Genomic DNA, 15372 nt, shown 5'->3' with positions numbered 1-15372 from the left:
TCAAAATGGATTCAATCAATCAATTAAAATCATCGGCTGTTCCGATTAAAATAGAAAATATAGATACCGATCAAATTATTCCAGCTCGTTTTTTGAAAGCGATTAGTAGAGAAGGTTTTGGAGATAATTTATTCAGAGATTGGCGATTTAATCAAGATAATCAATCAATTGATAATTTCCCGCTGAATGATTCAAAATATGCTGGAAAAATATTAGTTGCAGGTAAAAATTTTGGTTGTGGAAGTAGCCGAGAACACGCTGCTTGGGCAATCAAAGATTACGGATTTGATGTGGTAATTAGTAGTTATTTTGCAGATATTTTCAAAGGAAATGCATTGAATAACGGAATTTTACCAATCGTTGTTTCAGATGAAATTTTAAATCAAATCTTTGAGATCATCGATCAAAATCCTTCAACAGAATTTGAAGTTAATTTAGAAAATCAAACCTTAAAAATTCAAGATCAAACCATCAACTTTGATGTTGATTCTTATAAAAAAATCTGTTTATTAAATGGATATGATGACATTGATTTTTTAATCAGTCAAAAAGATAAAATAGAAACTTACGAACAAAACCATAAATCTTTACAACATGAAAACGCATAAAATTGCAGTACTTTCTGGCGATGGAATAGGACCAGAAGTCGTTTCGGAAACAATAAAAGTTCTGAAAGTCGTTGAACAAATTTTTAAATATAATTTCGAATTTGAGGAAGCTTTGATTGGTGCAATTGCGATTGACGAAACGGGAAATCCTTTGCCTGATGCGACATTGCAATTATGTAAAGATGCAGATGCGGTTTTGTTTGGTTCTATTGGTGATCCAAAATATGACAATAATCCGAACGCTAAAGTTCGTCCCGAACAAGGTTTGTTAAAGCTAAGAAAGGAACTTGGTTTATTTGCAAATATCCGTCCAATCAAGGCTTACGAATCTTTGTTGGGGAAAAGTCCATTGAAACGTTCGCACATCGAAGGAACAGATATGGTTATTTTTCGTGAATTGATTAATGGAATTTATTTCGGAGAAAAATTTACAGCACAAGATGGTTCTCATGCGTATGATACGTGTTCGTACAACAGAAAAGACATTGAGCAAATTACACATTTAGCTTTTCAGGAAGCAATGAAGCGTCGCAAAAAAGTAACGTTGGTAGACAAGGCAAATGTGTTGGATACCTCTCGTTTATGGCGAAAAGTTGCGATGGATATTAGCCAAAAATATCCTGAAGTTGAATTAGATTTCTTGTTTGTTGATAACGCAGCGATGCAATTAATTATCAATCCAAAACAATTTGATGTGATTTTGACAGAGAATATGTTTGGTGATATTATTTCGGACGAAGGAAGTGTAATTGGAGGAAGTATAGGTTTGTTGCCTTCGGCTTCTATTGGTACAGAAAATGCATTGTTCGAGCCTATTCATGGTTCGTATCCACAAGCAAAAGGAAAAGGAATTGCAAATCCGATGGCTTCTATTTTGAGTGCCGCAATGATGTTGCGTTATTTGGGATTGGAAGAAGGAGCAAAAGCAATAGAAAATGCGGTGGGAAATGCGATTAATAATTTGATTGTAACTTCAGATTTAGATGAAACGAGCGATTATTCGACGTCTGTTGTAGCAAATTATATTGCGAAGATATTATTGAGCGATCATGATCATCATTCATATTTTAATTTTGAAAATGTATTGATGGGGAAATCGACGATTATATAGTTTTTATTATTTATGACTTAATGAAAAAGCCATTCAGAGTTCTGAATGGCTTTTTCTATTGTATATTTTTATGAGTTGATGATTACATCATTCCTGGCATTCCACCTCCCATTGGTGGCATAGCTGGCTCATCTTTTTTAATTTCTGTAACAACCGCCTCAGTAGTAATTAACATACCTGCAACAGAAGCAGCGTTTTCTAATGCAACACGAGCGACTTTAGTTGGATCAATAACTCCAGCCTCGATCATGTTTACATATTCGTCAGTTTTTGCATTGTATCCGAAATCTCCATTTCCTTCTTTTACTTTTGCAACAACTACAGAACCTTCACCACCAGCGTTGTGAACGATTTGGCGTAATGGTTCTTCAACTGCACGCGTTACTATTTTAACACCTGTAGCTTCGTCAGCATTTGTAGTATCGATTGTTAAGTTAGATAAAGCTCTAACAAAAGCAACACCACCACCAGCAACGATACCTTCTTCTACAGCAGCACGAGTTGCGTGTAAAGCATCATCAACACGGTCTTTAATTTCTTTCATTTCAACCTCTGAAGCAGCACCAACGTATAATACAGCAACACCTCCAGCTAATTTAGCTAAACGCTCTTGTAATTTTTCGCGGTCATAGTCAGAAGTAGTTGTTTCTACTTGTGCTTTAATTTGGTTAACACGAGATTTGATTTGCTCTGCATCACCAGCACCATTAACAATAGTTGTATTGTCTTTGTCGATAACTACTCTTTCAGCAGTACCTAACATTTCTAAAGTAGCAGTTTCTAACGTAATTCCTTGCTCTTCAGAAATAACTGTACCTCCTGTTAAGATTGCTATATCTTGTAACATCGCTTTTCTACGATCTCCAAATCCTGGTGCTTTAACAGCAGCAATTTTTAAAGAACCTCTTAAACGGTTCACTACTAAAGTAGCTAAAGCTTGACCTTCAACTTCTTCAGAAATAATTAAGAATGGACGTCCTGATTGAGCAACTGGTTCTAATAAAGGTAAGATTTCTTGTAAGTTAGAGATTTTTTTCTCACATAATAAGATGTAAGGATTCTCTAATTCAGCAATCATTTTATCTGCGTTTGTAACGAAGTAAGGAGATTGATATCCACGATCGAATTGCATTCCCTCTACAACGTCAACGTAAGTTTCTGTTCCTTTTGCTTCTTCAACAGTAATTACTCCTTCTTTTCCAACTTTAGAAAAAGCTTCTGCGATTAATGATCCAATAGTATCATCGTTATTTGCAGAGATAGAAGCAACTTGTTTAATTTTTTCTGATGAATCACCAACTTCTTGAGATTGCTCTCTTAAGTTAGCAACGATTCCAGAAACAGCTTTATCAATACCACGTTTTAAGTCCATTGGGTTCGCACCTGCAGCAACGTTTTTCAAACCTTCGCGAACGATAGCTTGAGCTAAAACTGTAGCAGTTGTAGTACCATCACCTGCAACGTCGTTTGTTTTAGAAGCAACTTCTTTTACCATTTGAGCACCTAAGTTTTCGATTGGATCTTCCAATTCGATTTCTTTTGCTACAGAAACTCCGTCTTTTGTTACATGTGGAGCACCGAAAGATTTTTCTAAAACTACGTTACGACCTTTTGGTCCTAATGTTACTTTAACTGCATTTGCTAATGCATCAACACCTCTTTTTAAAGCGTCTCTTGATTCAATGTCGAATTTAATATCTTTTGCCATTTTTTTTATAAGTTTTGTTGTCTTAAGTCTTAAGTCGAATATAATTAAAAATAAAAAAATAAGTTACTTTGTACTTAATACATTTTACTAATTACAACTAAATTTAGATGATTGCCAAAATATCAGCTTCACGCATGATTAAATAGTCCTTTCCTTCTAATTTTAATTCAGTTCCTGAATATTTTCCGTAAAGAACTTTGTCTCCAATTGCAACAGTTATTGGTTCATCTTTTTTACCATTACCAACTGCTACAACGATTCCTTCTTGAGGTTTCTCTTTTGCTGAATCTGGGATAATAATTCCTGATGCTGTTTTAGTTTCTGCAGGAGCAGGCTCAATAACCACTCGATCTGCTAATGGTTTAATGTTTAATTGTGACATATTTGTATTTTTATTTTAATAATTGATGGTTTTAAATAAACGAAAAACGTGCCAACACACAATTTCTGCCATTATGGATAAGTTAATTTCACTCCTTAAAACAAAAATGCCAAGTTGTATGACAACTTGGCATTTAAAGTGATTTTTATGAATAATTATTTTTTGATAATCACTTTTTTCGTGAATTGTTCGTTACCTGCTTCAACCGAAACAATGTAAACACCATTTGATAAACTAGATAAATTAACTTGTTGAGATTTCGAAGAATTCAATTTGTTTGAGTAAACTGTTCTTCCTGCTAAATCTGTCACCGTAATTTTACCTGTTGTAAATGAGTTTGTAAAATCTAAATTGATTATTCCATTTGAAGGATTTGGAGAAATCGTACCTAAATCTTTTCCTTTTATATCATTTGTAGTTAAAGAACTTTCTATAGAAAAATCAGTAGAGTTAACAGCTAAGAAAACGTTATCAATAGCTTTAATCATAATTCTCGCTTTATTAGTAATTCCTAATCCTGCAGGAACTGTGAATGTATAAGAACCGTTGTTCGGAACTGATTCAGCTAAAACATAATCAAATGTTTTTCCTCCATCAACCGATAATAAAATTTTTACATTTTGTGTGTCAATACCGTTTGCATTAGTTCCTGCAACATTCCAAGTAATTGTAGCAGTGTTATCTTGTTTCCAATTTTCTGCAATTGATTGCGAAGTCACTTTGAATGGACCAAAATTTAGAAAGTTTAACTGAACATTTTGTCGAGCGGTTAATCCAACTTCAGAATTATTGTCACGAACTGTTACAGAGAAATTCATTGTACGAGGAACTGAAGGAATGACTTCCCAATTGTTTTTATCGTAATTTGAAACGTTTGACAGATATAGATTTGTTTGAAATACTAATTCATTTGAAATAATTTTTTCTAAACGAGGAAAATAGCGAATTCCAACTTTTTGTGGAGAGAATGATCTGAAATTTGGGCCTTGAGAATTAGAGGAAATAGGAGGAAGTGATTTAATAGAAGTTTCAGAAACTTCAGGATTCATCTGCTCCCAAGAATATGTTAATTGATCATTATTTGAGTCAGTGGCTAATGTTTCTAAAGCAAATGCAGTTGAAATTGGAATGTTATATTTTGTTTTCAAGTTAGAAGCTATAATAGGTGCAGCATTAGTTGTTGTAACGAATTGTCCACAATTCACATAATTTAGCACTTTTGCCATTTCTTCTAAACTTTTTGTATGGAAATATGCATCACTTTGATTTTGTACGTTTGGTGAACAGATACCAGTGTAAGCCATAATTGTAGAACCACTTCCAGGTTCAACAGAACTGTTAAGTGTACGATTACAATTGTTGTTTTGTGTATGGTAGGCACCTAATTGATGACCAATTTCGTGGGCAGTATAATCAATATCAAAAGCATCCCCAATAGGAACTATTGTACCAGTCACTCCTCCTGCTTTTGCTCTATCATTACAAACTGCTGGCGTATTGGCTAATCCATTTGAATTATTATCATCATTCACTTGAAAAAATAAATGACCAATATCGTAGTTAGCAACTCCAATAACATTATTTGTAACAGTAATATTTTCCTCAAGATTGTAATTTGCTGCAGAATTAGAATTAATATTAGGGTCTTGGAAAGAATCAGAATCAATAAAAAATAATTGATCAGTATTTGGAATTAATTCTAAAAAAACACCAACATCATTTTTTAAAACGCCATTAATTCGTGTGAGTGATAAATTGACTGCAGCTAATATTGACGCTTTCTTTTGAGCTTCTGTACCAGATGATAAATTAGCTTGTTTGATTACAAAATCTGAATACTCAGTCGTTGTTGTAATGGCTAATCTAAATTTTCTTAAACTTCCATTTTGAGTTGCTGTTCGAGAAGATTGTTTAATAGTTTCAAAATTCAAATTATCTATCCCAAGAGCACTTTCAGAAGGTTCTGTAGCACATTTGAAAGAATTTGTATTAACTAAATCTTTTTTATCATACACAATATATGACGCTTTATTTTTGGTGTAAGCGTCTATTAACACTGTTTTATTGCCGTTTGAAACTAAACCATACAAACCAAATTGAGGAGATAAACTAAAATTGATTTTCTCTGTCAAATCATTTGTATTGTATCCAGAAAAAGATTTTATATCTGGGTATTTAGTTTGTAATTCAGGAGATAAATTTGAGGTTTCTACAATACGATATGTATTAAACTTTCCGTTTTCAGTTGGAAATTTTAATAAAAAATTTTGTTGATTCGTATTGTTTAAATAGTTGACCAAATTATCATAAGCTAAGTCTAATTTAACTGATTTAGTTGGTATATGCGCTCTTGTATTTAATTGCTCTTTAGAAATAGTTCCTTTCGCATTGGTAGTTTTCCAAAAGTTTTGTTGAGCAAATAAGTTTGTGCTAAATGCAAGACAAAAAAGTAAATATTTAGATATAGATTTTTCCATTTTTATTTAGTTTTTACTAAAATTTTCTTCACTGATTTAGGTACAATCATCATCAATAAATTTGAAGAGTCTTGTATTTGATTAATTCCTTTTATAGGTGTTAAATGTAAATTATAAATCTTTTCATTACCAGTAATAGATTCAATATTATATGAATTAATATGTTTGTGAGGAATCAAAATTATTTGATTTTGTTCATAATCGATAACGAAACGAGGTAATGATTTCTTGTAATCTTTTGGTAACGTAGCATACATGTTATTTAATTCAGTTTCATTTTTGAAGAAATGTGTTCCTGATAATTCATATTGCGCAGAAAAAGTTGTGAGCAATTGATAATTTTCTTTTGGAATTTTCTGATACACTTTTTGACCAACACAGCTTATAAAAGTAAGTAGGATGATTATAAATGAAACGAATGTTTTCATAATTTAGGTTTTGATAAATTTAAAGATTATATTAATCAATGAACAAAAAAAGCCTCACAATTTGTGAGGCTTGTATATTTTCTTATCAAAATTACTTCGCTGGTTGAGCTGGTAATTGATTTTGACTTGCTCCGTTTGCAGCAGGTTGCGTTGGTAAATTATTAGCCGGTGCCGTAACATTTGGCTTAATTGGTTTTATCGCATTTGGATTTTCATGCGAAGCACTTGCTCCAATAATCAATACGATTACAGCGATAAATAATCCCCAAGTTGTGTTGTCTAAGAATTTATTCGTTCTTTGAACTCCAAACATTTGGCTTCCTCCGCCACCTCCAAAAGTAGAAGATAATCCTCCTCCTTTAGGGTTTTGAGATAATACGATTAGTACTAATAATACACATAAAATCATGATAATAATCATGAAAAACTGAAATAGTCCCATTTTATTATTTAGAGTTTTTTAAATTTTCAATTTCTTTAATTCGATTTGCAAATAAACTATTTTTTTCTGGATATTTCAAAATTAATATCTTATAAGCTTTAATTGCCTTATCATATTTTTTTTGCTCAGTATAAATCTGAGCCAAAGTTTCGGTCATCAAATCCGAATATTCTTCCGTATTCTGAACGAAATTTGAAGGTGTGCTGACTGGTGTAATATCCGTTTTTTTCATCGGAACGATTTTCGGATTTTTTTCCAAAAAGTCATCAATCAACTTATATTTTATTTCTCTTTCTGCAGTTTCTTGCTCTTCCTCAATCTCTTGTTGAGTTTTTGATTGAGAAGGAACTTTCTTCAACCAATCCGAAAAAGAGAACGTCGAATCATCCGAATTATTTTCAATGATCTCTACTTTTTCTTCAACCATTTCAGGTTCAGATTCTTCAATTACTTCAGCATTTTCAGACAATCCTTCTACAATTTCTTTTTCCTGATTATCTTCAATTATTTCAATTACCTGCTGAGGTTCAGATTCAATAATTTCAATTCCAGAAGTTTGTTGAACAGCATTTTCGATATCATTCTCAGAAGTTAAATTTTCTTCTTTCGAATTATTTTCTACCACAACTTTATTCGTGATTTCAGCAACTTCGTTCAATTCTTCATCCGAAATAATATCAACAACATGATCCGTTCTCAATTCAGATTCTTCTGTATCATTTTCGATCATTCCGTCTACAATATCTTCATTGATTTCTTCTGAATTAGTTTCAGAAATAACTTCAATTTCTTTGTTTAATTCTTCTTCTATTATCTCATCAATAACTTCAATTGTTTCGTTATTGTTTTCGATGATTTCTGAAGTAGAATTTTCTAAAATAGGTTCAGAAATAAATTTGTTTTCAGCTAATTCTTCCATTATTTCTTCTTCCATTTCAGGAGAAATAGTTTCAGTTTTTGTTTGAATTTCTTTTTGAATTGGTTCTGAATTGATGTAATGATACAAATCGACACGATTGCTACTGTGAATTGAAGTTTTGTTCAAATAATCCTCAAAAGAAGGATGATTTTCCTTTTTTAAACCATAAAGTAATAAAGCGCGCAATGTGTAGAAATACGGATATTTTTCTACCTCTTTTTTAAGAAGTGGAATGTCCGATTTCTCAACTTCGTACGGATGTGCTACTAAATATTCAATTCTGGTCATTGCTCAAATATAAGGTTATTTTTTTACCAATCCATCGCAATAGACGCAAAAACTTGGTCGCGAATATCATCAATAATTAAAGGAACAATTGACGATTCTACAGCGCTTAACATTGCATTTCCGTCATATAATTGGAAAGCAGAAAATGTTCTGTCATAACTTTTTGATTCGTCTTTATTGTTGATGTATCGAACTTTTACATAAATCGTCAAACGGTTTTTTGCCGCAATATCATTTGATTGAATTGCTTCTGGAACAACATCGTATCCCGTAATTTCACCTTCGATAATTAAGTCAGAATTTTCATTCGAATTTAACTTTAACTTCGTTCTACTTCTAAAAATATCTTGAATCGCAATCGTTAAATCTTGACTCAAAGTAGGATTTTGTTGAGGTGCGTAATTCGGAAAAGTTGCCACATAAATTGTGTTCCAATCTGGTTGAATTGCTGCTCCCGAAAGTGAATATTTTATACATCCTGTTAAACTAAAAATAGCAAAAATACTAAGGACGAATAGTTTTATTTTGTTCATATTACAAATGATATTGTTTGATTTTTCGGTACAATGTTCGCTCAGAAATTCCCAATTCGTCAGCCGCCATTTTACGTTTTCCTTTGTGTTTTTCCAACGCCAATTTTATCATTTCCTTTTCATTATCTTGCAACGAAAGAGATTCTGGTTCTTCGATTGGACTTACATCATATACATCGTTCGAATAATCGTATTGCGATTGTTGATAATTTGGTGTAATTGGAGCAGATTTCGTTGGAACCAAATTATATTGACTTGGCACAAAATCTTCTTCTGGTTCGTTTTGATCTTGATAAACGCGCTGAATCAATTCTTGTGTATTGCCATTAAAATCTTCAACATCTTTGTGTTTGATTAAATCTAATGTTAAAGCACGTAAATCGTTCAAATCTTTTTTCATGTCCAATAAAACTTTGAACAATAATTCACGTTCCATAAAATCAGAAGAACTTCCATCTTTCGATTTATTTGTTACCGTCAACATTGTTGAATTATTGGGTAATAATTCCATGATTTTTTCTAACGAAATCACACGGTCTTTTTCCACAACAGAAACTTGTTCAGCAAAATTTCTTAATTGACGCACATTTCCCGGCCAAGGATAATTCGCAATATAATTTTGGGCTTCTGGAGAAAGCTCAATATGCGGCATTCTGTATTTATTTGCAAAATCTGAAGCAAATTTTCGGAACAATAAATTAATATCTTCCTTACGCTCGCGCAAAGCAGGAATATCAATTTGAACTGTATTTAATCGATAATATAAATCTTCACGAAATTTACCTTTTTCAACAGCTTCTTTCAATTTTACATTCGTTGCAGCAACAACACGAACATTTGTTTTTTGAAGTTCCGAAGAACCAACTTTCATAAATTCACCCGACTCTAAAATACGCAATAAACGCACTTGTGTAGCTAAAGGCAATTCACCAACTTCATCTAAGAAAATAGTTCCACCATCTGCTACTTCAAAATAACCTTTACGTGTTTGTGTAGCGCCTGTAAAAGCACCTTTTTCGTGTCCAAATAATTCAGAATCGATTGTTCCTTCTGGAATCGCACCACAGTTCACTGCAATATAATTGTTGTGTTTGCGTGCAGATTGATTGTGAATAATTTTCGGAATAAATTCTTTACCTACACCACTTTCTCCGATAACAAGAACAGAAATGTCTGTAGGTGCAACCTGAATCGCCTTTTCTAAAGCACGATTCAAGGCTATATTATTTCCAATGATTCCAAAACGTTGTTTGATAGTTTGTAAAGAATCCATTTTTTTATTTTTTAGGTTTTTGAAAAATGATCTATCAAATTTCAATTATTGTCTTATTAAAACCGTCATTTCGAGTAAAATTCTTTAGAATTTTGTATCGAGAAAAAGGTTTTAAACTATTAAAATTCTATTCTCGATACAATTTTTAATCATTTCATTTATAAAAATCACTCGAATTGACGAATTTTATTTTTAGTATACAATTGACGGATTGATTGTTTATCCTTCTATCATTTCACCAATCAAAGTAGCCGTTGTACAGCTATTTGCTTTTACGTTTACAAAATCTCCTATTTTAGTTCCTTCTACTTTAGGGAAAACTAAAACCGCGTTTTGTGTATTACGTCCGTACCAGAAATTTTCGTCACGTTTAGAGTTTCCTTCAATCAAAACTTCATGAGTTTTTCCAACATAACTATTCATACGCTCTGCAGAGTGTTTTTGTTGCATTTCGATGATTTCTTGTAAACGACGTTTTTTATCTTCTGGTAAAACATCATCAGGCATTTTTTTGTGCGCTGGCGTTCCTGGACGCTCAGAATAAGCGAACATATAACCGAAATCATATTTCACATATTCCATTAACGATAATGTATCTTGATGTTCTTCTTCTGTTTCGCCACAGAAACCTGCAATCATATCGTGAGATAAAGCACAATCTGGAACGATACGTCGAATTTTATCAATCAATTCGAAATATTCTTCACGAGTATGTTGACGATTCATACGTGCTAAGACAGTAGTAGAACCCGATTGAACAGGTAAGTGAATGTATTTACAAATATTTTTGTGTTTCGCCATCATTTGCAATACGCCTTCTTCCATATCTTGTGGATTAGAAGTTGAAAAACGTAAACGAATGTTAGGAAACTGCGTAGCAACCATGTCTAATAATTGAGCAAAATCTACAGCAGTCGCTTTCTGAATATCAGTTGCATTTTTGAAATCTTTTTTTGGTCCTCCACCATACCATAAATATGAATCGACATTTTGACCTAAAAGTGTAATTTCTTTGTAACCAGATTCTGCTAATTCTTTACATTCATTCAAGATTGAGTGAGGATCACGAGAACGCTCACGACCACGCGTAAAAGGAACAACACAGAATGTACACATGTTATCACAGCCACGAGTAATCGTAACAAAGGCTGTAACGCCATTTCCACCTAAACGAACAGGAGAAATTTCGGCATATGTTTCTTCTTTTGATAATTGTACGTTTACCGCATCACGACCATCTTCTACATCGTTGATTAAGTTTGGTAAATCGCGGTAAGCATCTGGTCCTACAACGATATCTACTAAATGTTCTTCTTCTAAGAATTTATGTTTCAAACGTTCCGCCATACAACCTAAAACTCCAATTTTAAGACTTGGATTTTGTTTTTTGATTGCGTTTAAAGTTCCTAAACGTTTACGAACTGTTTGTTCCGCTTTTTCACGAATAGAACAAGTGTTTAAAAGAATTAAATCTGCTTCGTCAACTTTTTGAGTGGTTTGATAACCTTCGTTATTTAGAATAGATGCAACAATTTCACTATCCGAGAAATTCATTTGACATCCGTAACTTTCTAAGAATAATTTCTTTGTTGCATTACGAGTAGGAGCAGTCATCAAAGCCTCTCCTTGTCTTGCTTCATCTATATGTTTTTCTTCTGTATGCATTCTAAAATGGATATTTTATCGTGCAAAAATAATAAATCTATGTGACATATTGGCAGTAAAATTTTCTTTTGCATTTTATTAACATTTTGTAGATTTGAGGAAATCTAAAAAAATATAAAACTATGGATGATAGAATTAGACAAAGAATAGAAGAAATTAAACAACGAGGAGTAAATATAAACGTTGGCGATATTTTTTCAAAATCATGGGAAATTTTTTCAGGAATCGCTTTATATGCAATTCTTGCAATTGTAATAACATTCGCAATTAGTTTCATGATTAATTTCTTCTTAGGATTAATCATTTCAGCACCAACTATGGTTATTAATGATCCATCTGATTTAAATGAAGTGTTTGCAGAAGCATCATCTCCTTTAGCGTGGGTGAGTAATATTGTTAGTATTGTAGTTGCAGCAGCTTTAGCACCGATTACAGTAAGTATTTTGACAATGGCTAAAAAATTTAATAAACATCAAAATCCTGATTTTTCAGATTTGTTTGTTCATTATAAAGATGGAAAATTTGGTGTGATTTTTACAACATATTTAGCTGTTCAATTTTTAGGATTCATAGGTATTTTATTATGTATTGTACCTGGATTTATTTTCTATGTTACATCAATACTAGCAATTCCTTTTGTATTGTTTACAAGTTTTACTACAACGGAAGCTATAAAATCAAGTGTAAGTATTTTATTTAAAAACTTCGGATCAGCATTTGTTTTTTGTTTGGCTTGTTTTGGAGTTGCAATTTTAGGCGTACTTGCTTGTGGAGTTGGATTATTAGTAGCAATGCCTCTAATTTATATTGCTACATATGTTTTATATGAAACAGTTATAGGAACAGAAGACAATGAACAATCAGAAATAGACCAAATAGGAACAGATATTTACAAGGATAATCCTTACATGAAATAGACAAAATTATGAAGCAGTTGAAAATCATTTTTGGCTGCTTCATTTTTTTGTTATTAATTTTGCAGAAATTTTTTAAGAAAACAATATGTCTAAAAATCTCGTTATTGTTGAGTCCCCAGCAAAAGCTAAAACCATTCAAGGTTTTTTAGGTGATGATTTTATCGTGGAATCAAGTTTTGGTCACGTGGTCGATTTACCAAAGAAAGGAATGGGAATCGAAATCGAGAATCATTATAAGCCAATATACGAAGTAACACCTGATAAAAAGGAGGTTGTAAGTAAACTGAAAAAATTGTCTTCGAAAGCCCAAACAATTTGGTTAGCATCCGATGAGGACCGCGAAGGAGAAGCAATTTCTTGGCATTTGTATCACGTTCTTGGATTAGAAAAGAAAGATACAAAACGTATTGTTTTTAATGAAATTACAAAAAAAGCGATTCAACGTGCGGTAGAAAATCCACGTCAAATTGATGAGAATTTGGTTGATGCACAACAAGCTCGTCGTGTTTTGGACAGATTAGTTGGTTTCGAAATGTCGCCAATTTTATGGAAAAAAATCAAACCAGGCTTATCTGCAGGTCGTGTTCAATCAGTTTCTGTTCGATTAATTGTTGAACGTGAAAAAGAAATTCAAAATTTTGTTCCAGTTTCGTCATATAAATTCATTGCAATTTTCGAAACAAATGAGGGAAGAACATTAAAAGCAGTTTTAACAAAAGAATTTTCTACGTTAAAAGAAGCCGAAGATTTCTTAGAAACATGTGTTGGAGCAGATTTTAAAGTAAATGATTTACAAAAGAAACCAGCAAAGCGTACACCTTCAGCACCATTTACAACATCAACTTTGCAACAAGAAGCATCTCGTAAATTAGGTTTTTCAGTTTCAAGAACGATGCGTGTCGCACAACAATTATACGAATCTGGACATATCACATATATGAGAACAGATAGTGTGAATTTGTCTGATGATGCATTAACAGCAGTAAAAGCTGAGATAGAATCTGCTTACGGAAACAAATATGTTGAGATAAGAAAATATAAAAACAAAAATTCATCTGCACAAGAAGCGCACGAAGCGATTCGTCCAACGCATTTCGAAAATCATTCAATAAATGCAGACGATTCTATGCGAAAATTGTACGAATTAATTTGGAAACGTACAGTTGCTTCTCAAATGGCAAATGCAGAATTGGAACGAACTATTATTGATATTGATAACAACAAAAACAACTTTATTTTCCAAGCGAAAGGAGAAGTAATTGTGTTTGATGGTTTCTTAAAAGTATATCAAGAATCGTTTGACGACGAAGATGCTGATGATGATAAAGTATTATTACCAAGTGTAAAAGTAATTGAGCAATTGAAAGCAGATGAAATAAACGGTACTGAACGTTTTTCTCGTCCTTCGGCTCGTTATACAGAAGCATCTTTGGTAAAAAAATTAGAAGAATTAGGAATTGGTCGTCCATCAACTTATGCGCCAACGATTTCTACAATCCAGAATAGAGGCTATGTGGAAGTTGGGGAATTGGATGGTCAAGAACGAAAATATAATACCTTAACGCTAATCGATAATCAAATCAAAAAAGTTCAACAAAAAGAAATTTTTGGAGCTGATCGTCGCAAATTAATGCCAACTGATATCGGAATTGTGGTAAATGATTTCTTGGTTGATTATTTTACGAATGTGATGGATTACGATTTTACAGCGCGTGTCGAAAATAGTTTTGATGATATTGCGGAAGGTAAATTGAATTGGACAAAAATGATTGATGAATTTTATACGAAATTTCATCATGTTGTAGAAGATGTTCAAGAAAATGCTGATCGTGCAACTGGAGAACGCGAATTAGGAATTGATCCTGTATCGGGTAAAAAAGTGCATGCACGTATTGGACGTTTTGGGCCAATGATTCAGATTGGTGAAGCAGAAGATGAAGAAAAACCTCGCTTTGCAAGTCTTCAAAAACATCAATCTATTCATAATATTACCTTAGAAGAGGCAATGAAATTGTTCGAATTACCAAAAACTTTAGGTGAGTATAAAGCGCACGAAGTAGAAGTGAATATTGGACGTTTTGGACCTTATGTGAAATTTGATGATAAATATATTTCGATTCCGAAAGAGGAAGATCCAATGGATTTATCATTTGATCGTGCAGTAGAATTAATCGAAGAAAAATTAAAAGCTGATGCACCGATTGCACAATACGAAGGGTATGATGTAACAAAAGGAAAAGGACGTTTTGGACCATTTATCAAATGGAATGAATGGTTTATTAATGTTCCGAAAAAATACGATTTCGATCATTTATCTCAAGCTGATATTATCGAATTGATTGAAGATAAAAAACGTAAAGAATCTGAACGTGTTGTTCGCGAATGGTCAGAACAGGAAATTCGATTAGAGAAAGCGCGTTGGGGACGTTATAATTTGATTCAAGGAAAAATAAAAGTTGAGTTATCGAAAGAGACGAATCCAGAAGCGTTGACTTTGGCTGAGGTTGAAAAATTAATAGAAGCTGCGAAACCTAAAAAGAAAGCAGTGACTAAAAAAGCGCCTGCAAAAAAGACAACTGCGAAGAAAACGACAACTAAAAAAACAACGACTAAAAAGTAAT

At 32.7% G+C, this 15372-nt stretch carries 13 protein-coding genes; 4 read left to right on the top strand and 9 right to left on the bottom strand.

The window, feature by feature from the left end; genetic code table 11:
* Window positions 1–5 precede the first annotated feature (5 nt).
* Complete coding sequence (gene leuD / locus HXZ69_RS01520) at window positions 6–608, top strand: 3-isopropylmalate dehydratase small subunit (protein ID WP_219034380.1); 603 nt, start codon at window positions 6–8, stop codon at window positions 606–608.
* On the top strand, window positions 595–1719 hold the full coding sequence (gene leuB / locus HXZ69_RS01515; RefSeq protein WP_286494786.1) for a 3-isopropylmalate dehydrogenase: 1125 nt from the start codon (window positions 595–597) through the stop codon (window positions 1717–1719). The genes leuD and leuB overlap by 14 nt, the downstream gene beginning before the upstream one ends.
* A gap of 82 nt (window positions 1720–1801) precedes the next feature.
* Here leuB and groL read toward each other — a convergent pair whose 3' ends face one another.
* The 9 genes from groL to miaB form a co-directional block, all read right to left on the bottom strand.
* Window positions 1802–3427 (bottom strand): chaperonin GroEL, encoded by a 1626-nt coding sequence (gene groL, locus HXZ69_RS01510; protein WP_125349630.1) that lies wholly within the window; start codon window positions 3425–3427, stop codon window positions 1802–1804.
* A gap of 103 nt (window positions 3428–3530) precedes the next feature.
* The gene (locus HXZ69_RS01505) at window positions 3531–3809 is read right to left on the bottom strand and encodes a co-chaperone GroES (RefSeq protein WP_125349629.1); all 279 of its coding nucleotides are present in this window, start codon (window positions 3807–3809) and stop codon (window positions 3531–3533) included.
* A 155-nt stretch (window positions 3810–3964) separates the two neighbouring features.
* Window positions 3965–6286, bottom strand: a complete 2322-nt coding sequence (locus tag HXZ69_RS01500; RefSeq protein WP_286494784.1) for a zinc-dependent metalloprotease — start codon at window positions 6284–6286, stop codon at window positions 3965–3967.
* Between the two features lie 2 nt (window positions 6287–6288).
* Window positions 6289–6714, bottom strand: a complete 426-nt coding sequence (locus tag HXZ69_RS01495) for a hypothetical protein (protein WP_286494783.1) — start codon at window positions 6712–6714, stop codon at window positions 6289–6291.
* Window positions 6715–6805: 91 nt separating this feature from the next.
* Window positions 6806–7156: a preprotein translocase subunit SecG gene (gene secG / locus HXZ69_RS01490; RefSeq protein ID WP_038332909.1), complete on the bottom strand. Its 351-nt coding sequence runs from the start codon at window positions 7154–7156 to the stop codon at window positions 6806–6808.
* A 4-nt stretch (window positions 7157–7160) separates the two neighbouring features.
* Complete coding sequence (locus HXZ69_RS01485; protein WP_286494782.1) at window positions 7161–8363, bottom strand: tetratricopeptide repeat protein; 1203 nt, start codon at window positions 8361–8363, stop codon at window positions 7161–7163.
* A 23-nt stretch (window positions 8364–8386) separates the two neighbouring features.
* Window positions 8387–8896 carry an LptE family protein gene (locus tag HXZ69_RS01480; RefSeq protein WP_125349625.1) on the bottom strand — a complete coding sequence of 170 codons (510 nt, stop codon included), beginning with the start codon at window positions 8894–8896 and terminating at the stop codon, window positions 8387–8389.
* 1 nt (window position 8897) lies between these two features.
* The gene (locus HXZ69_RS01475; protein ID WP_125349624.1) at window positions 8898–10169 is read right to left on the bottom strand and encodes a sigma-54 interaction domain-containing protein; all 1272 of its coding nucleotides are present in this window, start codon (window positions 10167–10169) and stop codon (window positions 8898–8900) included.
* 219 nt (window positions 10170–10388) lie between these two features.
* Window positions 10389–11834 carry a tRNA (N6-isopentenyl adenosine(37)-C2)-methylthiotransferase MiaB gene (gene miaB, locus HXZ69_RS01470; RefSeq protein ID WP_125349623.1) on the bottom strand — a complete coding sequence of 482 codons (1446 nt, stop codon included), beginning with the start codon at window positions 11832–11834 and terminating at the stop codon, window positions 10389–10391.
* Window positions 11835–11956: 122 nt separating this feature from the next.
* Here miaB and HXZ69_RS01465 point away from each other — a divergent pair, with 122 nt between their 5' ends.
* Window positions 11957–12751 carry a DUF2189 domain-containing protein gene (locus HXZ69_RS01465; protein WP_125349622.1) on the top strand — a complete coding sequence of 265 codons (795 nt, stop codon included), beginning with the start codon at window positions 11957–11959 and terminating at the stop codon, window positions 12749–12751.
* Between the two features lie 85 nt (window positions 12752–12836).
* Entirely contained in the window at window positions 12837–15371 is a 2535-nt protein-coding gene (topA, locus tag HXZ69_RS01460; RefSeq protein ID WP_286494781.1) for a type I DNA topoisomerase, read from the top strand.
* Window position 15372 lies beyond the last annotated feature (1 nt).

The sequence above is a fragment of the Empedobacter sp. R132-2 genome, from assembly GCF_030324375.1.
GTDB classification, from domain to species: domain Bacteria; phylum Bacteroidota; class Bacteroidia; order Flavobacteriales; family Weeksellaceae; genus Empedobacter; species Empedobacter falsenii_B.
Note: the sequence above shows the minus strand (reverse complement) of the source record. Positions and strands in the feature narration are given on the sequence as shown.

Coding starts and splice junctions, on each gene's coding strand:
- leuD (WP_219034380.1), top strand. CDS start 6: ATGGATTCAATCAATCAATTAAAATCATCGGCTGTTCCGATTAAAATA.
- leuB (WP_286494786.1), top strand. CDS start 595: ATGAAAACGCATAAAATTGCAGTACTTTCTGGCGATGGAATAGGACCA.
- groL (WP_125349630.1), bottom strand. CDS start 3,427: ATGGCAAAAGATATTAAATTCGACATTGAATCAAGAGACGCTTTAAAA.
- HXZ69_RS01505 (WP_125349629.1), bottom strand. CDS start 3,809: ATGTCACAATTAAACATTAAACCATTAGCAGATCGAGTGGTTATTGAG.
- HXZ69_RS01500 (WP_286494784.1), bottom strand. CDS start 6,286: ATGGAAAAATCTATATCTAAATATTTACTTTTTTGTCTTGCATTTAGC.
- HXZ69_RS01495 (WP_286494783.1), bottom strand. CDS start 6,714: ATGAAAACATTCGTTTCATTTATAATCATCCTACTTACTTTTATAAGC.
- secG (WP_038332909.1), bottom strand. CDS start 7,156: ATGGGACTATTTCAGTTTTTCATGATTATTATCATGATTTTATGTGTA.
- HXZ69_RS01485 (WP_286494782.1), bottom strand. CDS start 8,363: ATGACCAGAATTGAATATTTAGTAGCACATCCGTACGAAGTTGAGAAA.
- HXZ69_RS01480 (WP_125349625.1), bottom strand. CDS start 8,896: ATGAACAAAATAAAACTATTCGTCCTTAGTATTTTTGCTATTTTTAGT.
- HXZ69_RS01475 (WP_125349624.1), bottom strand. CDS start 10,169: ATGGATTCTTTACAAACTATCAAACAACGTTTTGGAATCATTGGAAAT.
- miaB (WP_125349623.1), bottom strand. CDS start 11,834: ATGCATACAGAAGAAAAACATATAGATGAAGCAAGACAAGGAGAGGCT.
- HXZ69_RS01465 (WP_125349622.1), top strand. CDS start 11,957: ATGGATGATAGAATTAGACAAAGAATAGAAGAAATTAAACAACGAGGA.
- topA (WP_286494781.1), top strand. CDS start 12,837: ATGTCTAAAAATCTCGTTATTGTTGAGTCCCCAGCAAAAGCTAAAACC.